22 protein-coding genes are annotated in these 21800 nt (G+C 46.7%); 6 read left to right on the forward strand and 16 right to left on the reverse strand.

The annotated features are described in order from the left end of the window. Position 1 precedes the first annotated feature (1 nt). Positions 2 to 832, forward strand: coding sequence for a phosphate ABC transporter ATP-binding protein PstB (pstB, locus tag ACPUEK_RS03370; RefSeq protein WP_067034153.1), 831 nt, complete (start codon positions 2 to 4; stop codon positions 830 to 832). A 17-nt stretch (positions 833 to 849) separates the two neighbouring features. Beyond that, positions 850 to 1572, forward strand: coding sequence for a phosphate signaling complex protein PhoU (gene phoU / locus ACPUEK_RS03375; RefSeq protein ID WP_067034150.1), 723 nt, complete (start codon positions 850 to 852; stop codon positions 1570 to 1572). Positions 1573 to 1637: 65 nt separating this feature from the next. Here the strand turns inward: phoU and ACPUEK_RS03380 are convergent, their stop codons facing one another. The 3 genes from ACPUEK_RS03380 to ACPUEK_RS03390 are packed head-to-tail and all read right to left on the reverse strand — an operon-like array spanning position 1638 to position 4297. Continuing rightward, entirely contained in the window at positions 1638 to 1970 is a 333-nt protein-coding gene (locus tag ACPUEK_RS03380) for an Hpt domain-containing protein (RefSeq protein WP_067221234.1), read from the reverse strand. A gap of 18 nt (positions 1971 to 1988) precedes the next feature. Then, a complete protein-coding gene (locus ACPUEK_RS03385) occupies positions 1989 to 3785 on the reverse strand; it encodes a sensor histidine kinase (protein WP_425642325.1) in 1797 nt (598 codons plus the stop codon). A gap of 2 nt (positions 3786 to 3787) precedes the next feature. Continuing rightward, positions 3788 to 4297 carry a molybdopterin-dependent oxidoreductase gene (locus ACPUEK_RS03390; protein ID WP_082866231.1) on the reverse strand — a complete coding sequence of 170 codons (510 nt, stop codon included), beginning with the start codon at positions 4295 to 4297 and terminating at the stop codon, positions 3788 to 3790. A 219-nt stretch (positions 4298 to 4516) separates the two neighbouring features. Here ACPUEK_RS03390 and cysZ point away from each other — a divergent pair, with 219 nt between their 5' ends. Further along, positions 4517 to 5287: a sulfate transporter CysZ gene (gene cysZ / locus ACPUEK_RS03395; RefSeq protein WP_067221228.1), complete on the forward strand. Its 771-nt coding sequence runs from the start codon at positions 4517 to 4519 to the stop codon at positions 5285 to 5287. Between the two features lie 9 nt (positions 5288 to 5296). Continuing rightward, positions 5297 to 6124 (forward strand): response regulator, encoded by an 828-nt coding sequence (locus tag ACPUEK_RS03400; protein ID WP_231872615.1) that lies wholly within the window; start codon positions 5297 to 5299, stop codon positions 6122 to 6124. A 75-nt stretch (positions 6125 to 6199) separates the two neighbouring features. On the opposite strand, the gene phoR is transcribed toward ACPUEK_RS03400, so the two are convergent. From phoR to ACPUEK_RS03445, 9 genes are all read right to left on the reverse strand, one after another. After that, positions 6200 to 7558 (reverse strand): phosphate regulon sensor histidine kinase PhoR, encoded by a 1359-nt coding sequence (gene phoR / locus ACPUEK_RS03405; protein WP_425642326.1) that lies wholly within the window; start codon positions 7556 to 7558, stop codon positions 6200 to 6202. Positions 7559 to 7611: 53 nt separating this feature from the next. Continuing rightward, positions 7612 to 8307, reverse strand: coding sequence for a phosphate regulon transcriptional regulator PhoB (gene phoB, locus ACPUEK_RS03410; RefSeq protein ID WP_067101380.1), 696 nt, complete (start codon positions 8305 to 8307; stop codon positions 7612 to 7614). An 84-nt stretch (positions 8308 to 8391) separates the two neighbouring features. Further along, positions 8392 to 9246: a 4-hydroxybenzoate octaprenyltransferase gene (gene ubiA, locus ACPUEK_RS03415; protein WP_425642327.1), complete on the reverse strand. Its 855-nt coding sequence runs from the start codon at positions 9244 to 9246 to the stop codon at positions 8392 to 8394. An 18-nt stretch (positions 9247 to 9264) separates the two neighbouring features. Further along, positions 9265 to 9825 carry a chorismate--pyruvate lyase family protein gene (locus ACPUEK_RS03420; RefSeq protein WP_067221218.1) on the reverse strand — a complete coding sequence of 187 codons (561 nt, stop codon included), beginning with the start codon at positions 9823 to 9825 and terminating at the stop codon, positions 9265 to 9267. Then, entirely contained in the window at positions 9822 to 11090 is a 1269-nt protein-coding gene (locus ACPUEK_RS03425; RefSeq protein ID WP_425642328.1) for an HDOD domain-containing protein, read from the reverse strand. The genes ACPUEK_RS03420 and ACPUEK_RS03425 overlap by 4 nt, the downstream gene beginning before the upstream one ends. Positions 11091 to 11195: 105 nt before the next feature. Then, entirely contained in the window at positions 11196 to 11975 is a 780-nt protein-coding gene (locus ACPUEK_RS03430) for an amino acid ABC transporter ATP-binding protein (protein WP_067221211.1), read from the reverse strand. A 24-nt stretch (positions 11976 to 11999) separates the two neighbouring features. Continuing rightward, a complete protein-coding gene (locus ACPUEK_RS03435) occupies positions 12000 to 13100 on the reverse strand; it encodes an amino acid ABC transporter permease (RefSeq protein ID WP_067221209.1) in 1101 nt (366 codons plus the stop codon). 9 nt (positions 13101 to 13109) lie between these two features. After that, complete coding sequence (locus ACPUEK_RS03440; RefSeq protein ID WP_067221206.1) at positions 13110 to 14282, reverse strand: amino acid ABC transporter permease; 1173 nt, start codon at positions 14280 to 14282, stop codon at positions 13110 to 13112. A gap of 110 nt (positions 14283 to 14392) precedes the next feature. Continuing rightward, complete coding sequence (locus ACPUEK_RS03445; protein ID WP_067221203.1) at positions 14393 to 15415, reverse strand: amino acid ABC transporter substrate-binding protein; 1023 nt, start codon at positions 15413 to 15415, stop codon at positions 14393 to 14395. Between the two features lie 571 nt (positions 15416 to 15986). Between ACPUEK_RS03445 and lrp the strand changes: the two genes are divergently transcribed. Then, complete coding sequence (lrp, locus tag ACPUEK_RS03450) at positions 15987 to 16463, forward strand: leucine-responsive transcriptional regulator Lrp (protein WP_067034108.1); 477 nt, start codon at positions 15987 to 15989, stop codon at positions 16461 to 16463. 69 nt (positions 16464 to 16532) lie between these two features. Here lrp and ACPUEK_RS03455 read toward each other — a convergent pair whose 3' ends face one another. The 3 genes from ACPUEK_RS03455 to ACPUEK_RS03465 all read right to left on the reverse strand — a co-directional run bounded on the left by ACPUEK_RS03455 (position 16533) and on the right by ACPUEK_RS03465 (position 20358). Beyond that, complete coding sequence (locus tag ACPUEK_RS03455) at positions 16533 to 17264, reverse strand: helix-hairpin-helix domain-containing protein (RefSeq protein ID WP_425642329.1); 732 nt, start codon at positions 17262 to 17264, stop codon at positions 16533 to 16535. Positions 17265 to 17365: 101 nt separating this feature from the next. Then, complete coding sequence (gene recG / locus ACPUEK_RS03460) at positions 17366 to 19447, reverse strand: ATP-dependent DNA helicase RecG (protein ID WP_425642331.1); 2082 nt, start codon at positions 19445 to 19447, stop codon at positions 17366 to 17368. A gap of 2 nt (positions 19448 to 19449) precedes the next feature. Beyond that, positions 19450 to 20358 carry a hydrogen peroxide-inducible genes activator gene (locus ACPUEK_RS03465; RefSeq protein WP_067221198.1) on the reverse strand — a complete coding sequence of 303 codons (909 nt, stop codon included), beginning with the start codon at positions 20356 to 20358 and terminating at the stop codon, positions 19450 to 19452. Positions 20359 to 20460: 102 nt separating this feature from the next. On the opposite strand from ACPUEK_RS03465, the gene ACPUEK_RS03470 reads away from it, so the two are divergent. After that, positions 20461 to 21333 carry an NAD-dependent epimerase/dehydratase family protein gene (locus ACPUEK_RS03470; RefSeq protein WP_425642332.1) on the forward strand — a complete coding sequence of 291 codons (873 nt, stop codon included), beginning with the start codon at positions 20461 to 20463 and terminating at the stop codon, positions 21331 to 21333. A gap of 52 nt (positions 21334 to 21385) precedes the next feature. Here ACPUEK_RS03470 and ACPUEK_RS03475 read toward each other — a convergent pair whose 3' ends face one another. Further along, a complete protein-coding gene (locus ACPUEK_RS03475) occupies positions 21386 to 21772 on the reverse strand; it encodes a RidA family protein (RefSeq protein ID WP_067221192.1) in 387 nt (128 codons plus the stop codon). Between the last annotated feature and the right edge of the window lie 28 nt (positions 21773 to 21800).

Genomic DNA, 21800 nt, shown 5'->3' on the forward strand with positions numbered 1-21800 from the left:
TATGAGCGAAACAAGCACACACTCAATTGATATTTCAGCAATGCAACGTAGCCATCAGGCGCTGCGCATTGAAGACGAAAACGTTTGTCTTTCCGTTAAAGACTTACACCTTTACTACGGCGAAAAAGAAGCGTTGAAAGGGATTGATATGGTCATTCCTGAGAAAAAAGTCACGGCGTTTATCGGACCTTCTGGTTGTGGTAAATCGACCTTACTACGCTGCTTTAACCGTATGAACGACTTAGTTGATGGTTGTCGTATTACAGGTGAAATTAACCTGCATGACCACAATATCTATGCCAAAGGCACTGATGTAGCAGAGTTACGCCGTCGTGTCGGCATGGTGTTTCAAAAGCCAAACCCATTCCCGAAAAGCATCTATGAAAACGTGGCCTATGGCCTACGCATTCAGGGCATTAACAAAAAGCGTGTGATCGATGAAACGGTTGAATGGGCCTTGCGCTCAGCGGCCCTATGGGACGAAGTAAAAGACCGTCTACACGAAAGTGCGCTAGGCATGTCGGGCGGTCAGCAACAACGCTTGGTGATCGCGCGTACGGTTGCTGTGAAACCAGAAGTATTGCTACTGGATGAGCCAGCATCGGCGCTTGACCCAATTTCAACGCTGAAGATCGAAGAGCTGATTCATGAACTTAAAAATGAGTTCACGATTGCCATCGTAACGCACAACATGCAGCAAGCCGCGCGAGTATCGGACTATACTGCGTTTATGTACATGGGAGATATGGTGGAATTTGGTGATACCAATAGCCTATTTACGAACCCATCAAAACAACAAACCGAAGACTATATTACGGGTCGTTACGGTTAGGATAAGGAACTGCCATTATGCGAGAACTTACTACGGACCATATCTCTCAACAGTTTAACGCTGAACTAGAAACACTGCGTCAGCACTTTCTAACCATGGGCGGTGTGGTTGAGAAACAAGTATCGGATGCGATTCAATCGTTGCTTGAAGGTCAAGGTGACTTAGCAGAAGAAGTGAAAGCCAAAGACAAAACCGTTAACCAATTGGACGCATTGATTGACGAAGAATGTACCCGCATTCTCGCGAAACGCCAGCCCGCAGCAACGGACTTGCGTATGATTCTGTCAATTGGTAAAGCGGTTTCTGAGCTAGAGCGCATGGGTGATGAAGCGAAGAAAATTGCCAATCACGCTTTGAAATTGATCAATGAAGGCGAATCGCCACGTGGTTATGTGGAAATCAGCCGCATTGGTCAAATGGTGACAAGCATGGTTCGTGAAAGCTTAGATGCATACGCTCGTTTAGACATCGATCTAGCGGTGAGTGTTGCCAAAGCGGATCGTAAGGTTGATCTTGAGTACAAAACAGCAATCCGCTCTTTGATCACTTATATGATGGAAGACCCACGCTCGATTGGCCCAGTATTCAACGTGATTTGGATTCTGCGTTCTTTGGAGCGTATTGGTGACCATTCTCGTCATCTTTGTCAGCACCTAGTGTACCTAATCAATGGTGTGAACGTACGTCACGTACCGACTGAAGAGTTGGAAGCACTGGCAACGGAAGATAAAAAAGCGTAATACCGTATGACATGTAAAAAGGGGCTAAGTTAATGACTTCGCCCCTTTTTTGTGTCTGTATTGGCTCAAATAAGTGTATCGAGCTCTGCAATAGCTTGCCCATACTCATCTACTGCGCTTTGGTATAGGTTGCTCAAGTTTTCTGCTTGACCTTGAGAGGCATCCGATTCCATGTGTGCAAACACACCAGCTAAAGTGGACAGAGCTAGGTTAGAGCTGGAAGACTTTAAGGAATGACTGAGCTGTTCTACCTGGTGTATATCCTGTGTTTCAATAGCCGTTTTTAGGCTGACGAGCTTGGCCTGGCTGTCATTGAAATAGCTTTGCTTCACGCGACTCAGAGTATCGCGACCAATAATATCCATTAATGATTTTAGCTGTGCATGGTCTACCGACATAGTAAGGAACTCCTCATCCTAAGAAAGTAACAGGGCCTCAAGTTGGGCCGCAGTAACAGGGTAATGATAGGTTTTATCCGCCTTAATGCGAGGCAAATCCTCTATAACGGATGCTGCTACAATGATTTGGCTGCCGAATGCTTGCAATCGCTCAATGAGCTCTACTTGTTCCTCATCAAGAGCACTTTTATCGCTGATCACAATGCACTCAAAGGGTAATGTCTGGAGATTTTTCTGCTGCAGCAGGCGCGTAAGGTCTCCTTCAGTGAACAGGTCGACCTGATGATTAAGTTGTTGCAGTAACGATAGAAACGCTTGATCTAGCAAGCTGTCCGACTGCCAAATAGCCACTTTAGCACGCTTACTAGCGCTTTTGTCTGCTGCCTGAGTCTTGGCGTCGTCTAATCCCATGGGCAGGTCGATCCAGATTTCAGTACCGGCTCCTTGAGAACTGGAAAAATGTAACTCTCCACCTAATGCGCCAATCAAATAATGACAGAAGGTAAAGCCCATACCCATTTGATGAATTTGCCCAATGATCGTATTGGCTGGATTATAGGGGTTTTTACGTAAACCAACCTGAACCTTGTTAGGTAAGCCTTCACCGGAATCGCGCAAGCTGATTTGAACCATCTTGGTGGCTTTATTGCCGTGTTTTTCAGGTAAATTAAAGATGGGGAGTGTTGATGGACGGACTTGAATTAGCAGCTCTGAATGATGGCAATAGGGCGCTAAGTGAGAAATTAAAGTGATTAAAATTTCATGTAAACGTCTAAAGTCAGTCTCGACAAGCTCGGGCAGTCGCGGATCAACGTGTGCAATGGCTCGTACTTGATGGGTTAAAAAGACGCGTTCTAATGCACTGACAGCATAATTGATGTGCGCTCTTAGGTTCCCCTCATTAGTTACTGAAGACATGCGATTGGCCTCGATTAATGTGAGGTCATAATAGCAGTCTAGCTGAGTGAGTAACTGGTTACTTTGAGTGCTGAGGTGCTCTAAGTGTTCTTGAACTTTAGCATCCGATGCTGTGCTTTTTAATGTGTTTGAGTGACTTATTAGATTGGTAAAGATGGGCTTTATATCGTTCACAATACGGCTAATAATGTCGACTTTACCGGCCTGCACAGCATCAATTCGTTCTTCTAGCCGAGTATTGCGTCTCAGCGTTTGACGCAGCTCTTTTGAGACTTTGTAGGTAACGTATAACAGAGTCGAAGAGATAACGAATAGTACCAATGAAACCATCTGAATATACGCCAGCTGAACGTCTAAATCGTGACGCTTTTCAGTGATAAAGTCGTTTGCGCCTTGATTTACGATGACCACAAAATCAGTGATTTGCGAATCCAGAGAGCGTAACCGATCCACAATGATCTCTGTTTGATCCAATTGGCCTTGTTCAAGACGCTGAATATTAAGACTGATGAGTTCCAGTTCACCCGCAATAATATTCAGCAGTCGTACTGCTCGACCATTGGCAAAGTTGCGAATATTACTGCCTAAATCACCTTTACGTAAGAGATCGACTCGACTGAGCACTAAGTCGTATTGAAAGTAAGCATTACCATTGACGGGGAGGTCGGCTTCAGAGAGATCTGATAAATAGTCCATCAGACGGTAGGTTTGCAATTGCAGTTGCAGCGAATGCCAGCGCGAGCTTTCAAACACTTGTTGTGAGTTGAGCGTTGAACTGCTATCGGAGAGAGGTATCAGAGTAAAGGTCAGTAACGATGTGATCATCATAAACACAATCAGCAGATTCGCTAACCAACGTTTAAACCGAGGTTTTTTGCACTCTGCATCTACGTCCATAATCAGTAGTCCGCTCGCATCACTTTAAGTTTATATAATTGCCAAATAGAGCGACCATAGAAGGCTTCGTTTTTTAAGTCTGGGTTGTCATCAAAGTTATAAATAACCATTAATGGGCCTTTACTACGCACAGCAATGGGTTGCCCATCCATTTCATAGGCAATGATGGCGCCTAATTGAGTAAAGTCTTCCAGTGGTATTTCAGTGATGTACTGATTAAAGGCGGTTAGACGAAGGACGCTTCCTTTAATGCCTTGCTGCTCAAGTAGGTCTCTCGGGTTAAAACCTTTGTAGTGATGCACACCTTCTTCCCAAGGGTTATGGGTAGAGATGTCGTAAGAGGGGAGCTGTTTGAGTGCGGCTAAATCGAATGTTAAAGAGGTTTCTGTATCACTGTGGTGATTCGTGACGGTGAGAATCGTATTGCCTTGCATCGCTTCATTGGCAGCAAGCGCCATTGTTGTCATCAAAGCGACGTATAATGAGAAAGACCACATGAAAAGACGTTTCATATTCGTACCTTGTCTTGAGCTTAGTGAACGCATGAGTAAACCACGAGTGTAGCAAATTTGCTTACAGGGAATAGGGGCAATAGCGAACAATAGTTACATATCTCAAGCAATTCGAGGCTTCTCTGGCGCAGGCAAGACACTTTTTTGCTGAAAAATATGCTTAAATAGACACCAATTATTAGTGCTACAAGTGTTGATTTTTAAACAGGGGTTTAGTTCGTGATCACTCATCCATTTGCCGCCGTAGGCGCTTACATACAAGCATTCCCGCTTCTTTTATCAAGCCGATTACGTTTGTTTTTATTGGCACCAATTGTGGCCAATATTGCGTTAATGGTACTGCTTTACACCGTGGCACTGAGCTATATGTCTGTTGCGGTAGATGAAATGATGGGCTACATACCTGATTGGATGTCGTTCTTAAACTGGTTGTTTTATTTGCTGCTGAACATTGCCATCGGTTTGATGATGTTTTACAGCTTCTCTGTGGGGGTTAATATCCTTGCTGCCCCCTTTATGGCATTTTTAGCGGAAAAAGTAGAAGAACAGCAAACGGGCAAAGAGTTCGATGAAGACATGAGTTTTACTGGGCTTATGGTGATTACTGGGCGCAGCTTAAAGCGTGAAATGCAGAAACTGGGGTATTTTTTACCGCGCTTTATTGCATTGCTGTTGCTGTCGTTTATTCCAGTGGTGAATATTGTCACGTCGGTGTTGATTGTGTTGTTCTCCGCTTGGATGCTGTCCTTGCAATACATGGATTATGCGTTTGATAACAATAAAGTCAGCTTCCCTGAAATGCGAGCCTCTCTGCGAGAAAAGCCGCTGCTATGTTGGACGTTTGGCTTTATCGTGATGTTTGGTGTCACCATTCCTTTCTTAAACCTGTTTGTTATGCCGATTGCGGTAGTGGCAGCCACACTCTTGTGGATCAAGGTATTTAGTGAGCGCTTTGTGAATTACGCCGATCTTTTGTCACAGACTCGATAGGATTACATTTTGAAAATACTGGTTGTTGATGATGCGTCGTTTACGCGAGATTTGATTAAACGTACGTTGCGTAAAAGTTTTCCTGCTGTGACGGTCGAGGAAGCGGTAAATGGTCGCAAAGCACAGCAAATGCTACAGAAATCTACGTTTGATATGGTGCTATGCGACTGGGAAATGCCTGAAATGACAGGTGTGGAACTACTGCAATGGTGCCGAGAGCAACCGCAATACAAGAAAGAAACACTGCCTTTTGTCATGATTACCAGTCGTGGTGATAAGTCTCATGTGGTTGAAGCGGTGCAGTCAGGTGTGACCGATTATTTAGGTAAACCCTTTTCAGCGGAACAGTTAGTACAGAAAGTAGTGACGGCTGCCAAACGTAATGGCATCGAGAAGAAGTTGGGTGATGCACCTAAAAAACCAACCGCTTCAAGCGGCGGCATTGCTTCGGGTTCGCTGGATGTGTTGATGGCGACGACGGTTGCGCCGAAAGCGGCTTCGCCTAAAATCACGAACCCAACAGTGTCGGTCAAAGACGTCAAGATACCAACCAAAGTTCGTTTTGCGGGCAAAGAGTTTCGTTGCATGGTGGTGCATTTCGCTAAAGACGAAGCCACGATGTTGATAAAAAGTGACGATGTGATTCCGACGGTGCTTGATCAAGCGGTGTTAGATTTGACGTTTGAGCAGAAGGTGAACCGTTTAAATTACTACGTGCAATCTGTCGCGACGACCGAGAAGAAACCGGACTCTGCTTTTTTAACAGTGACTCTGCTATTGATTGACCAAGATGCTGAAAAAGAAGCGTTTATAAAAGCGTTGTTTGATTCATTGTAACGTGACGACACGATTATAAGAATGCCCGCATACAATCGTATAGCGGGCATTTTTTTGGTAACGAAACGAGGTTCTCTAGGAGGTCGAAGAGGTTTCCGTTGTCGCATCTTCTTCTTGTGCCTGCGAATGTGCCTGCGGCTGAACGGGTGCATCAATACCGTCGGCTTCTGTCGCCACCGTTGCAAGGAGCGCCTCCTGACGAACACGGTCGGTTGGGAAGTGACACGAGAACGTACTACCAAAGCCTGGTTGGCTTCGAATTTGTAGCTTCGCATTATGGTGAATCAGTACGTGCTTAACGATGGCTAGACCTAGGCCGGTTCCGCCAGTGTTTGAACCTCGTCCTTTATCGACGCGGAAGAAACGTTCGGTCAATCGCGGAATATGGCGGGGATCGATACCTAAACCTTGATCTTCAACTGAGAATACGCCACTGAACTCATTCTGAACCCATTTAACGCGAATAACGCCGCCTTCAGGTGAGTACTTGATGGCGTTTACTACTAGGTTTGAGAACGCGCTGTAGAGCTCGCTGCTGGCGCCATAAATATAGCTGTCTTCGGGCAGATCAAAGCTAATCTCATGCTCATCAGACATCATTGGTAAGGCGGTCTTTTTGACCGTTTCACAAATGTCATCAATTTTGAGCCACTGATGCGCTTCACGCTTATCATTGGTCTCTAAACGTGATAGTAGCAGCAGATCTTCAATCAAATGCTCCATACGCAATGACTGATCCGACATGTTCACAATGCCTCGTTGCATCGATGGCGGAAGGTTATCTTTAAACATAGACAGTGTTTCGAGATAGCCTTTAATCACCGTAAGCGGCGTTTTTAGCTCGTGTGAGGCATTGGCAACGAAGTCTTTACGCATTTGCTCTAGTAGATGTAAACGGGTGACATCACGAACAAAAATCAGGTGATCATTTTGATCGTACAAAGTAGTTTGTACTTCTAGATAGATACCGTCTTTTGACGGAGATTTGATGACTAAAGGCTCACCAAAGCGCTTTTGAGAGAAATAACGAAAGAATTCTGGGTTTCGTAAAATGTTGGTGATTGGCTGACCGCGGTCCGTAGGGCGCTGTAAACCAAGCAACAAGCCCGCCGAATTGTTCCACCATTCCAAATTGCCGTTACTGTCCGCCATGATGACGCCTTCTTTAAGGGCGGCGGTAGAGTTTTCAATCCGGTTAAGTGCCTGACGCATTCGGCGTTTAGATTTGCGTTGTTTCTTTTGTAGACGATACACCGCATCAAAGATTTCACCCCAAATACCAGAGGCTTCTGGGGGGGCCGCTTTACCTGAGCGACGTAACCAACAGTGAAATTGGTACAGTTGGTACAGTTGCCAGTAGAGAGTGCCCAGTACATAAAGTAAGGCGAGTGCGAGAATATGGCCCAATACGAAACCTATGGCGATTACCGCCATGAGTCCACTCATCCATGTAAGGAAAGCCCGTTGCCAAGTTCGCTTCATATATATTAAGCCGTTCGTTTCGCAGAGAAACGGTATCCCGTACCGCGAACCGTTTGAATTAAAAAGTCATGTGACTCGCCGATCGCTTTGCGCAAGCGGCGGATATGTACGTCTACGGTACGCTCTTCAACATAGACATTACCACCCCAAACTTGATCCAATAGCTGAGCACGAGAGTAAGCACGTTCTTGGTGAGTCATTAAAAACTTCAACAAACGATACTCCGTTGGCCCCATTTCGATCGGCGAAGTGCCAATTGAAACACGTTGGCTAATCGGGTCAAGCAGCAAACCTTCTACTTCGATTGGATCATCAACACCTTGTGGTGTCGCACGGCGAAGCACCGCTTTCAGGCGAGCCACCAATTCACGCGGCGAAAATGGTTTGGTGATGTAATCGTCCGCCCCTACTTCTAACCCTTGGATTTTATTGTCTTCTTCGCTTTTCGCCGTCAACATAATCACAGGGATTTCGGCGGTCGTTGGGTCTTTCTTTAGACGGCGAGTCAACTCGACGCCACTACCACCAGGCATCATCCAATCCACAAGTACCAAGTCAGGTCGATGATCGACGATCATCTCATGAGCCTGTTGGCTATTTTCAGCTTCCATGTATTCATAGCCAGCCATTTCCAGCGCGACAGCGATCATCTCGCGGATTGGGGCTTCATCATCAATAATTAAAACTTTTTTACCGGTCACAGGATTTATCCTCATCTCAGGAACGGTAGATATTAAAGCCTCTAAATGTGACAACTGTGTTAAATTGTCACATCAGTGCCACATTCAAATGTAATACCCGAGTAAGATTCCTGCAAAGATACAGTAACCGACGCGGTTATTATCTAGGAAAGAGCGAAAACACGCTTGCCGATCTCGATCTTTCGCTTGTAGGTATTGCTGGTAAAACAGATACACAGCACCGAGTAAGCTGACAAAGTACAACAGGCCTAATTGAGCAATCACACCGATCCACATCATCAAGGATAGGGTCAATCCCTGTAAAATCAAAATCACCAGTAAGTCGTAGCGACCAAACAAAATCGCCGTCGACTTAATACCCACTTTAATGTCATCTGGGCGGTCTGTCATAGCGTAGTAAGTATCGTAAGCAATGGTCCAGAAGCAGTTTGCCACAAACAACATCCACAGCTGTGGGTCTAATAAGCTACCGCCTTGGGCGCTGTAAGCCATCGGGATGGCCCAGGAGAAGGCTAAGCCCAAAAATAGCTGTGGCAAATGCGTGTAGCGTTTCATAAACGGATACAAAGCAGCTAAGAACAAACCGACAAAAGACAACAAAATGGTCTGCCAATCGGTAAATAGCACTAAAATAAAGCTTAAAATCGATAAACCAGCAAACAGCGCTAAGGCTTCTACTTCCGATACCCGACCCGATGGCAATGGACGATTCTTGGTGCGTTCGACAAAGCCGTCCACTTTACGGTCGGCAAAGTCGTTAATCACACAGCCGGCAGAGCGCATACTGAACACGCCCAACACAAAAATAAATATTAGATGCCATTTTGGCCAGCCGTCAGCGGCTAACCATAGCGCCCATAATGTCGGCCACATCAGCAATAGGGAGCCAATGGGGCGGTTAAAACGGGTTAGATCGGCGTAATCTTTCAGTTTACTCATTTTTTGTAATCGCTTTGTTTAAAGTTGGCCTGCCGCTTGAGTAAAACGGGCAATAGCAGGGTAGAACGCTTCGTTGACTAATATTCCTGGACCATATTCCATAAAGACTGAACGGCGTGCCCACAAGGGCTCTGCGCAGTTTTGAATCAGCCCTGCGGGCAATTTAACCACTTCAGTTTGACTGCGGCGCAAAGCTTTAGATTTATACACGTATCCACCTAACGGACGGTTGTCTAAATACGGCAAATATCGCCAAGCACCTTTCAAAGAGCGTGCCGGAATAATAGAGCGAGCATAGACCACTGGTTCGTTATCGACAAATAAAATGACACTGCGAACTCTCGCCATTTCACGCGACTTCAGTCCTAAACGTAAGCGCTCGCGTGGAGAAGGTGACTGCCATGTATCTTCTAGCACCTCCACCCTCAGATGACCTGCTTGACGTAATTTAGCCGTGATCGAAAAGCGCGTCGTTAGCCAGGGCTGAATACCTTTTGGGATACTGCTGCGGCGCACTTGAGCAATGGAATGCCAACGATAATCAAATTGCTTGGTAAGTTTGTGATTTAACAGTGTCATTTATTACCGCTTATTAACCCAACCATCTTTGTTAACTCACTAGAGGAACTCATAACTTTTTTATGACAGAGTTTCGCCTCATCGAGGGTTAAATTAAGCACGTTTAGTATGCCTGGATCGAGCTTATCATCATTAAACAGTTGATGGCACAGGTACAATAAATGGGCTAATTTATTGTGCTGGCCCTCATAGCTGATCGTTTTGCTATACCGTACAGCCGTATAAATACTCTCTGGTAAGCCCCAGTGTTTTAGCAGCCAAGCGCCTAGCTGTTCTTTGGTAAAGTGGAGGGTCTGCATTTCGATGATTTCGGATGGTAAATGCGCATTTGCCTCAATGTAGCGCGATAAAATACCGAAGTGCGGTGGCAGTACCACAGCAATCGCTAGGTAGCCAAAATTATGCAGTAAACCTGCTAAGTAGGCATGGCCGAGTCGAGGGCGGTCGCCGGAGGCCATTTTACGAACCAGCTCTTCCATCAAAACCGCGTGTGACACGGCGCTAAACCAGAAGTCGTTATAATGGCGAGGGCCATTTTTCGGTAGTTGGAAGGCATTCCCCATGGACAAACCAAGCGCTAAGTTCATTACCATATCAAAGCCTAGCACACGAATGATGGCATCTTCGACGGAGTCAATTTCACCTTGCACGCCATAGTAAGGCGAGGATGCCCAACTAATGACTTGAGCGGACAACGATGGATCGAGGCTGATCACATCACACAAGTCATCCGTGCCAGCATTCTCATCGGAACACAGCTGGATAATACTGTGTGATGAGGCAGGCAGTGGCGGTACTTCAAGGGTTTCTTCTAAGCGCTGCTGTAGACGCATGGATTGAAATTTACCCAGTGCTGCTTGCATTTGAGCCGCATCCTGATTGAGATCATCCACCGGGCATTCGATCTTACTGACTGGAATTGCTATGCGTTCATAGCGCGTCAGCGGCCCTTTGAAACGAGATGTGAACTCTTCTTGGGTATAGCTTTTATAACTTTGGGTTGCATTGGAGCGTAGCTCGATGGCGTCACTGTTGAGCAAGGATGAGTCAATAATGGTCGAGCAGGTATTTGGTTTGACTAGGGGATCACCTTCAATATTGTAATTGGCGACAGGGTCAAAACGACGCTTGGTTAGGCGTGACAAGGCCGCCATATCCAGCATACTGTCATACGCAAAGATGACCTGTAGTTTACCGCTATTATCGGCTAGATGAATGATACGTACACGAGTGCTTGTGTTGGCTTCTACTGATTGTTCAGACACTCTACACCCCCAAATTAAACAATAGTCTGTATTAGGACATTATTATACAAACTAAAAAAGCCCCAGTAGGGGCTTTTTTAGAGATGATTTATTCAAACAGTCAGATCAGTGGTTCAAAATCTGACTCAAGAACAATTGTGTGCGGTCATGTTGCGGATTGTCGAAGAATTCGTGCGGCGTATTGGCTTCTACAATTTCCCCCGCATCCATGAACACCACGCGATCGGCGACCGTTTTAGCAAACCCCATTTCGTGTGTAACACACACCATGGTCATGCCTTCGTCAGCAAGCTGAATCATGACATCGAGTACTTCTTTGATCATTTCCGGGTCGAGCGCCGAAGTGGGTTCATCAAATAGCATGATACGCGGCTTCATACATAAACCACGAGCGATGGCGACACGTTGCTGCTGACCTCCAGAAAGCTGACCTGGATATTTCAGTGCTTGGTTGGCGATTTTTACGCGTTCCAAGTAGTGCATTGCCATTTCTTCCGCTTCTTTCTTAGGCGTTTTACGTACCCAGATTGGCGCTAGCGTTAAGTTCTCTAGAATGGTCAGGTGTGGAAACAAGTTAAAGTGCTGAAACACCATGCCTACATCTTTGCGGATCGCTTCGATGTTTTTCAGGTTGTCGTTCATTTCAATACCGTCCACCAAAATTTGACCTTTCTGGTGCTCTTCAAGACGGTTGATACAACGGGTCATGGTGGATTTACCTGAACCTGAGGGTCCACAGACCACGATCCGTTCGCCTTTTTTGATACTGAAATCGATGTTTTTCAGAACGTGGAATTCACCGTACCACTTGTTTACGTCTTTGAACTCAATGATTGCGTCTTCGCCCGGCTCAAGTTGGGCGAGTGCCATATTTCTATCAGTCATATTGTAAGGCCTCAAATTTTCTTATTAATTCCGCTTGTGTCCGGTATCTAACTTACGCTCAACCGCCATCGAGTAGCGGGACATACCGAAGCAGATAGCCCAATAAATAAAGCCAGCGAAGGCATAGCCTTCTGTGGTGGTACCTAGCCAATCACCATCGTGAGTGGCGGATTGAATACGACCCAGTAGATCAAACATACCCACGATGTAGACCAGTGTGGTGTCTTTAAATAAACCAATGAACGTGTTTACAATTCCCGGAATCACCAGCTTCAATGCTTGCGGTAGGATCACGAGCAGCATGGATTGCCAATAGGTTAACCCCATCGCGTCAGCTGCTTCGTATTGACCTTTTGGAATAGCCTGCAGGCCACCACGGATAACCTCGGCCATATAAGCTGCAGAGAATAGGGTGATACCAATCAACACGCGCAATAGCTTATTGAAGTTCAAGCCATCCGGTAGAAACAGCGGAATCATCACTGATGCCATGAACAAAATCGTGATCAGTGGTACCGCACGAACGGTTTCAATGAATACCACACAAACGGATTTAACGATGGGCATGTTGGAACGACGCCCTAAGGCGAGCACAACACCTAAAGGCAAAGAGGCCACAATTCCGACAACCCCTAACAGAGTCGTTAGAAATAAACCGCCCCAAAGAGACGTTTCAACGACTTCTAAGCCTAAAATACCGCCGGCGAATAGGAAGTAGGCCACAACTGGGTAGACGACCAAGACTGCAATCGACAATATCAGTTTATTGATGGCCTTGATGGCATACATGCCAATTAACAAAGCGAGTAAAATAGCCGCTAGGTTAATGCGCCAGTACTCTGTTTGTGGATATAGCCCGTACATAAACTGATCGAAATAGGCGACGATAAACGCCCAACATGCACCACCTGCGGTACAAGCATCTTTGTTTTCGCCGCTCCATGTCGCATCTAAAAATGCCCATTCAATGGTAGGAGGAACCAACAGATACAGGATGTAAAAGCTAAATACGGTAAGAAAAATATTCAGCGGAGAAGAGAAAAAGTTTTTGCGAACCCAAGCAACCGCACCGACCGCATTACTCGGTGGTGGCAGGCTTGGGGAGGGTTTAAATTCAATTGCCATATGTTTCTCCTAGCGCTCTACCAAAGACATTTTCTTGTTGTACCAATTCATAAAGAATGAAATGGACAAACTTAGAGAGCCGTAAACCAACATACACAATCCAATGGTCTCGATTGCTTGGCCAGTTTGGTTAAGCGTCGTTCCCATTACCACGGCGACTAGCTCTGGGTAAGCGATTGCGGCCCCCAGGGATGAGTTTTTTGCTAAGTTTAGATATTGGCTAGTTAAAGGCGGAATGATAACGCGCAACGCTTGTGGTAAGACGATGAGACGTTGAGTAATACTGTCTCGCATTCCTAATGAACGCGCTGCCTCGGTTTGTCCCCAGCTGACAGACAGAATACCTGCACGAACGATCTCGGCGATAAACGCACCTGTATAGGTCGATAAAGCGACTAATACCGCAACGAATTCTGGTACCAATACCATACCGCCCTTTACGTTAAAGCGACTTGCTTCGGGCAAATCAAAGGTAACAGGCGCGCCTGCTAAGAAGTAACAGGCGATCGTACCGAATACAATAATGCCGCAGGACGTCCAATAAGCAGGAAACCATAACCCAGTACGTGTTTGACGCTTTTTCGCCCAAATTATTAAGGCAATCGACGCGACGACACAGGCTAAGAAACCAAAAATAACGACGCCGAAGCCATCTTGAAAAATAGGATTAGGCGAGTAAATCCCTCGCTTGTTAAGGAAAAAATCGCCGAAAATAATGCTGTCACGTGGGTGGGGTAATGCCGCTAATACGGCGAAATACCAAAAGAACATTTGCAACAGTAATGGGATGTTTCGCAGCGTTTCGATGTAAACCGTGGCCAGTCGTGCGACGAGCCAGTTTTGCGACAATCGCGCTAAGCCCATGATCACACCGATAATGGTGGCTAATACAATCCCGATGAATGAAATCAGCATTGTATTAATGAGGGCAACTAAGAATGCACGTCCGTAGGTGCCGGCTTCTGTATATTCAATTAGGTGAATTAGGATCGGAAAGCCCGCAGGTTCATTTAAGAACGCGAAGCCTGTCGATATGCCTTGGTTTTGTAAGTTTGCTTGTAGGTTATGAAAAAGATAATAACCAATAGCGACCACGGCAGTAAGAAGAACCACTTGAAACAACAGGGCGCGATTACCCGCATCGTTAAAAAAGCTCGTGTTCGTTGTAGTTTTTTCGCTCATCTTGGTTCAGGCAATCAATGCTCGTCAGATAGATGTTCAGATGGGAGGTTCCCAGCGGCGTGTTGCCGCTGGAATTTGTCCCTAGGGTAGGTCAGGGAAGAATGTACGTATTAACGTACTGGTGGCGCGTACAGTACACCGCCTTCAGTCCATAGATTGTTAACACCACGTGGTAGACCAACGCGAGTGTCAGGACCAACATTACGTTCAAAGACTTCGCCGTAGTTACCCACTTCAGCGATGATGTTGTAAGCCCAGTCAGAACTTAGGCCAAGTGCTTCGCCCATTTTACCTTCGGCACCGACTAGACGGCGAATGCCCGGATCAGTAGATTCTGCTTTGATTTTGGCAACGTTTTTAGAGCTAATGCCCATCTCTTCAGCGTTGATTTGTACGAATAGCGTCCAAGTGACGATATCTTTCCATTGGTTATCACCGTGACGAACAACAGGGCCAAGTGGCTCTTTGGAAATAGTCTCAGGAAGGATCATATGCGCGCTTGGATCCGATAGTTTCGAGCGATGCGCGGCAAGACCAGATTTGTCGGTTGTGTATACGTCACAACGACCAGAGGCGTAAGCAGATAATGCTTCATCCGCTTTCTGTACAACAACTGGCACATAATCCATGTTGTGTTTACGGAAGAAATCCGCCATGTTTAGCTCGGTTGTTGTACCTTGCTCAGTACAAACCGTTGCACCGTCAAGCTCCATTGCCTTCTCTACACCCAAGTCTTTACGTACCATGAAACCTTGGCCGTCATAAAAGTTTGTCGTTGTGAAGTCTAAACCAAGAGACGCATCACGGGTGTAAGTCCACGTTGTGTTACGTGACAAGATATCGATTTCGCCAGATTGAAGCGCAGTAAAACGTTCTTTGGCTGAAAGAGGTGTGTATTTTACTTTGTCTGCATCACCAAAAATTGCGGCGGAAACGGCGCGACAAGCATCAACGTCAATACCCGACCATTTGCCGGTACTGTCTGCATTTGAAAACCCAGGTACACCTGTACTTACCCCACATTGGATAAAACCTTTTGCTTTCACATCGTCCAATGTTGCTGCCGCGGCACCAGTGCTGATTGTCGCAGCAATCGCAGCGGTAGATAGAATTTTCCCAACGTTCGATTTCATGATTTTGCCTCCAGGCATTACTAGTTGTTATGTGTGCAAAAATGGATTCATCTTTGAATATTCTTTCACTAAAGCTTCAAAGCAAATTTCTTGCCAACATTATTAATTGTTTTTGTTGTTTCTCTAGTCTAGTGCAATCTTCTGAAATAGCACGGAACTACCTTATAGAATTACTGTTGACCCCCTCTCGTCAAGGCTAAATCACTAGGTTCATGCTACTTTTTTCCTTTTTTTGATGTCTGTGATTAATATAGGAGAATCAGTTGTTTTCTATTAATAGTTTTTGGCTATAATGAGAAGGTTTTGTGCATAATAAATAATATTTGCACATTATTGATGCAGAAAACGCTTAGTTTCTGTTGGATAAATGCACAAAATGACGCTTTCTGTACTTGTGTGGTGCTACTTGATTCTTTTGGTTTTCATTTGGTGCGGTGTTAGAGTGTGATGATGTAAGGAATGTTGGTTAGTTTTTGAAGGGAGTTAATGGGTTAATTTTTCCTAAGCTATTTGCCCCGTGGTAGAATCGCGCTAAATTAAATGACAGTTACCTTCGGAGAGACTCATATTGATGGAAACGTCTGCAAAGCCTTTGGACAGGTTGGATAAGAAGATCCTGCGCGAGCTGCAAATTAATGGACGCTTATCGAATGTTGAGCTTGCTAGTCGTGTTGGTTTGAGTGCGACACCTTGCTTAGAACGAGTACGTCGGCTGGAACGTAATGGCTACATTACTGGTTATTGCGCGTTAGTGGATCCGCGTAAAGTGGACGCTGGCTTGCTAGTGTTTGTGGAGATTCGTTTGAAAACAACGTCTCCCGAAGGCTTCAATGAATTTAAGGAGGCGGTGTCTGAGATTCCAGAAGTTCTCGAGTGCCACTTGATCGCCGGTGACTTTGAGTATCTATTGAAGGCGCGAGTATCGAATATGGATTCGTATCGCCACTTACTAGGTGAGACCTTGCTGACATTACCGCATGTAAGGGAGTCGCGCACTTACGTGGCCATGGAAGAGGTTAAAAACACAACCGTGGTGCAAATTTCCTAGCATCCAAACTGCGTTGCTTCGTATTCAAAACCACGCTTTAGCGTGGTTTTTTTGTTTATGGCTATCCGCTTAGTTTAGCTTTAAACCATCGCGTAGCTTTTTTAGTAGTTTTGGCCCCATGCCTTTGATTAGTAGCACGGCTTCCCATGATGAGAAAGGGCGTTGTTCAATCATCTCGTTCACTACCTTTTTCGGAATCCCTTTAACGCGCAGTAGTTCTTCTTGAGAGCTTTTATTTATGCTGGCTTTGGCTTTTTTCTCAGGGGTCTTTTTCTCAGTGGACGTTTTTGGGTTTTTCGACGCTTTGGGGATAGCTGGTTTGCTTTCGCCCTTGGTGTTTATCTGATCAACGGGTGCGTCAGTTAACGGAATTTCTTCTTTTAGCGCAGCGGTGGCGGCTGAGGGGCCTTCCTCAGCAGAGCAAGGTACTGCTTCGGGGATGTAATAAGGCTGTTCGAAGAACTGCTGGTCCATTAAAACGTACTGCTCACCCTCCCATTCATGGACTTCTAGAGCGAGTTGCCATGACCCTGCTGGTGGCATTTGGAAGACTAGGTCATAGTGACAATCGGCTAGCAAATGCTGGCCTGTCAGTTGACCTATCGTAGTACTGGCCAGCACCAGATAGTGGCCGTCCTGATGATAACCTTTAAGCTCAATCGCTAGCGTACCGCTAATGTTGTCAAGCGGACGATGGTTGGTAATCTGTGAGATGCAAAGGATGACGCGGTCGTCTTGGATCTTGTAACTGTAGTGGCCAGAGAAGGCGATGTCTCTGGATAATTCATTGTTAGTCGTCACAGGCGATTCCTCTTATGTCCTTATGATAGCGCAGTTGAGTATCTTTCAGTCATCATGTGACAACTAGGTTAAAAAACCAACACTAACTTTACGAATTATGATCAGACGTTGAGATATTGCTGGTGCTGTGGCAACCATCGAGACAGTAAAGGTGAGACATGTTCCGGATAATGGTGATAAAGAATCGCAGCGGCTTTCTGAACATCGTCCAGCAAAGACTTATCGCGTTGCAGGTCGGCCACTTTGAACTCTAGTAACCCTGTTTGACGTGAGCCAAGCAACTCACCCGGTCCGCGTAACTCTAAGTCTTTCTCAGCAATTTTAAAACCATCGGTAGTTTCACGCATGGTTGAGAGGCGCGCTTTGCCCTGCTGACCTAAAGGAGCGTGATACAAGAGCACACAATGGCTCGCGGTTTGCCCTCGACCGACGCGCCCGCGCAATTGGTGTAGCTGAGCTAACCCCAAGCGTTCAGGGTTTTCGATGACCATCAAGCTTGCATTGGGTACGTCGACACCGACTTCGATCACGGTCGTCGCGACTAAAAGCTGAATCTCACCAGCTTTAAAGCGCGCCATGATGTCGGCTTTTTCTTGTGCTTTGAGTCGGCCATGAACCAACCCGATGGTTAACCCCGATAAATGCTCTTGCAATAAAATAGCGGCGTCTTCTGCGGCTTGGCATTGTAACGCTTCAGATTCTTCAATCAGCGTACACACCCAGTAGGCTTGTTTCCCTTCGGCACAGGCATGTTGCACACGCTGAATGACTTCATCCCGGCGTTGATCGGAGACCACGATGGTATTTACGGGTGTGCGTCCAGGTGGCAACTCGTCAATCACCGAGCAGTCTAAGTCAGCGTACGCAGACATGGCTAACGTACGAGGAATCGGTGTGGCGGTCATGATCAGCTGATGGGGCTGGAAGCCTGCTTGTAGGCCTTTCTCACGTAGGGCCATGCGCTGATGTACACCAAAACGGTGTTGTTCATCGATGATGGCCAGAGCCAGACCTTTGAACACGACGGTTTCTTGGAATAGGGCATGTGTGCCCACGACAACCCCTGCGCTGCCAGAGGCAATCCGCTCCAACTCGGCTTCGCGCTGTTTGCCTTTAAGTTTGCCGATCATCCAAGCGACCTCGATGCCAAGCGGCTCAAACCATTGCTTGAAGTTAATATAGTGTTGCTCGGCCAGAATTTCGGTCGGTGCCATGACGGCCACTTGATAGCCTTGTTGGACTACGGCAGCGGCGGCAAGCGCAGCGACCAGTGTTTTTCCTGAGCCCACATCCCCTTGCACTAAACGCAGCATAGGATGGCCCGTACCGAGGTCCTGTAAGATTTCTTGGGTCACTCGTTGTTGCGCGCCAGTCGGCGAAAACGGCAAAGCTTCAATCAGTTGCTGCCCCAGCGCGCCCATATCCGGTACTTTGACTGCGACATCGTGTTTGGCCAATTGGCGTTTGCCGATTAAAGACAGTTGGTGTGCCATCAGCTCTTCGAATGACAAACGATACTGCGCTGGGTGAGCGCCACGCTTAAGCTGTTCTAAATCAGTGCCCTTGGTAGGATGGTGCAAAAAATGTATCGCGTCCGATAGGGGCGGCAGACTAAATTGCTGACGCATGGTATCCGGTAACCATTCGCGCAGATTGTGTGGTGTTAGACGTTCTAACGCTTGCTCACAAATTTGGCGTATCTTGGTTTGAGTAACCCCTTCCGTTAATGGGTAGATTGGGGTCAGTTGGTCGGTGCCTTCGTGTGGCTCATCGTCGTTTAGAATGCTGTACTCTGGATGATAGATCTCAAACCCAGTACTGCCACGCCGGATTTCGCCAAAGCAACGAACACGCCCCGATTGTTCCAACTGTTTTTTTTGTGCCGCAGAAAAATGGAAAAAACGCAGACATAGGGAGCCTGAGTGATCGCGCAATCGGCAGATTAAACTGCGCCGTTTACCCATCTTTATTTCACAGCCACTGACTTCGCCTTCAATCACGGCTTCATCACCAAACCTTAGCTGCCCAATAGGCACCACACTGGTTCGATCTTGATAGCGAATGGGCAAATGAAACAGTGCATCTTGGACGGTGTGGATGTTTAGCTTGGCGAGTTTGTCTGCCATCGCTTGTCCGACACCTTTGATCTCCTTGATGTCTTGCATTTCCAATGTGTCGACCATGGTTATCCCAGATCCAATTTCTGACAGGCCTCTTTAATGGACTGACTGAGGGATTCGATCGCCTTAGGGCGAGGAAAGCTGGCACGCCATGCCAGAGCAACGGTACGTTTTGGCGCAGGGCTTTTAAAGGGACGCACGGCCAACATATTTTCATCCAGATGTCTGACCGCCGACTTAGGCAGCACGGTGACCCCCAAACCAGAAGACACCATATAACGAATGGTTTCCAGTGAGCTGCCATTCACAATGGTATGTCCATCGTTTAATTCATCTTCGCCCACCAAGGGACAGGCTTCCATCACTTGATCGCTGAAGCAGTGACCTTTACCGAGCAGTAACAGATTGTCCGTCGTCAACTGATCGGTGCTGATATGGTCTAGAGAAGTCCATGGATGATCTTTTGGCATGAGCACCACAAACTCTTCTTCGTAGATGGGACGAGTGACGACGTCGGGCTCACGAAAAGGGAGAGCGACAATGATCGCATCCAGCGCACCGTTACGCAGTTTGGGGCGCAAGTTCTCGGTAAGGTCTTCCTCGATCGACAATGGCATGCCTTCGGCAATGCGTTTTAGTTCAGGAATCATGGAAGGAAAGAGGTAGGGGGCGATCGTATAAATCGCACCGACTTTAAGAGGCCCATTGAGCTGGTTTTTGCCAGATGACGCCAGTTCTTTAATCATGCTAGCCTGCTCAAGTACGCGTTTGGCTTGGCCGATGATTTGTTCGCCCAGCGGGGTAATATACACGGAGCTTTTGCTGCGCTCAAAAATGGCCGCACCGAGTTCGTCTTCCAGCTTTTTAACCGCTACACTGAGCGTTGGCTGAGACACGTGACAGCGCTCTGCAGCTCGGCCAAAGTGTTTCTCTTCTGCTAGCATAACGATGTATTTGAGTTCTGTTAGCGTCATAGTCATTACCCTTATAATTGGTATTAACTATGATAATACATAATTTGATAAAGTGTACTGCTTCTGAGTATATACGCTTTTATTGCAATGATTGAGGGTGTTATGGCAAAGGTTTTGATAGCAGGATGCGGTGACCTAGGACAAGGGGTGGCACGTCATTTCGTCGCGAAGGGGGCAGAGGTAACCGGCATTCGCCGTTCTGGAACTGCATTTCCGGAAGGAGTCAAAGGCATCACCCAAGACATTACGACACTGTCGGCAAAGGACTGGCCCGAGGCGGACTTGGTGTATTTAATTATGACACCTTCAGGACGCACAGCAGAGGCTTATCAAGCTGCTTATGTCGACACAGCTCAGGCCGTTGTTGACGGGTTTAAAGGCCGAACGACACCCCCCAAAGTGATTTTTGTCTCCAGCACCAGTGTCTATGGCGAAAGTCGAGGTGAATGGATTGATGACATCAGTCCTGCCGTCGCGGTATCACCAACGGCTGAGAAAATCCTACAAGCCGAAGCCATACTGGTAGAGAATTTCTCGGCCACAGCCGTGCGTTGCTCCGGTATTTATGGCCCCGGCCGCTATCGCCTAATCGAAGGTGTGCATCGTGGTGAGGCTTGGTCGCTGAACCAGTGGACCAATCGTATTCATCGGGACGATGTGGTGAGCGCCTTGTGCATCACAGGTGAGCACATGCTAGCAGATCAAACATTACCTGCTCATATCATTGCCAGTGACGGGCATCCCGCGTCAATGTGGGAAGTGAAGCTTTGGTTATCGGCACGTCTGCAGGTACCACCACCGTTACCAGATACGGTTAGCATTACCGATTATTTACCCAGCCGCGGTAAGCGTATCGTCGGACAGACACTGCAAGCGCTCGGATGGCGCCCAGACTACCCCTCTTATATTTCGGGTTATGAAAGTATGTTGCCGGACTATCAAGCCTGGTTGGCACAAAGAAACACCCAGTTATAAACCCAAAAAAGGCGCTTAGATCACTCTAAGCGCCTTTTTTAAGGTTTTGGGATTAGTCTTCTAGAACCAATACACCTTCGATTTCAACGGCAACGCCTTTTGGCAATGCGCGAACACCTAACGCTGCACGCGCAGGGTAAGGTTCGACAAAGAACTTAGTCATGACTTCGTTTACTAGAGCGAAGTTGCCTAGGTCAGTCATGTAGATGTTTAGCTTAACGATGTCTTTTAGAGAACCACCCGCTGCTTCACATACGGCTTGTAGGTTTTTGAACACCTGAGTCGTTTGATCAGCGACATCGTCGCTGATCACTTCCATTGTTTCTGGAACCAATGGGATCTGACCAGAAAGGTAAACAGTATTGCCAGCACGAACTGCTTGAGAGTATGGACCGATCGCTGCTGGAGCGTTTTCAGAGAAAATTACTTGTTTAGCCATGATTTAAAGTCCTTAAAGAATGATTCAA

Origin of the sequence: Marinomonas gallaica (assembly GCF_049821165.1) — a bacterium.
GTDB lineage: Bacteria > Pseudomonadota > Gammaproteobacteria > Pseudomonadales > Marinomonadaceae > Marinomonas > Marinomonas gallaica.